A 405-nucleotide genomic window follows, 5' to 3' on the forward strand; every position below is an offset into this window, starting at 1 on the left:
TCTACGAATCTGTATTCTGGGATGTCTTTCTTATCTACTGAACCACTTTCTTTTTCTTTGATTTCATTTCCATCTTTATCTTTGAAGAATGTTGTTACTTTCTCGTAGACATGTTCTACATCTCCGTTTGGCAGTTTCTTAGTCTCTACGAATCTGTATTCTGGGATGTCTTTCTTATCTACTGAACCACTTTCTTTTTCTTTGATTTCATTTCCATCTTTATCTTTGAAGAATGTTGTTACTTTCTCGTAGACATGTTCTACATCTCCGTTTGGCAGTTTCTTAGTCTCTACGAATCTGTATTCTGGGATGTCTTTCTTATCTACTGAACCACTTTCTTTTTCTTTGATTTCATTTCCATCTTTGTCTTTAAAGAATGTTGTTACTTTTTCGTAGACATGTTCT

1 protein-coding gene is annotated in these 405 nt (G+C 33.8%); it reads right to left on the reverse strand.

All coding sequences use genetic code 11. The annotated features are described in order from the left end of the window. A partial coding sequence (locus N8L33_RS09945; RefSeq protein WP_261059750.1) for a MucBP domain-containing protein occupies nt 1-405 on the reverse strand: 405 nt, incomplete at both ends.

This window comes from Streptococcus mitis (genome assembly GCF_946188695.1).
Classification (GTDB): Bacteria; Bacillota; Bacilli; order Lactobacillales; family Streptococcaceae; genus Streptococcus; species Streptococcus mitis_DF.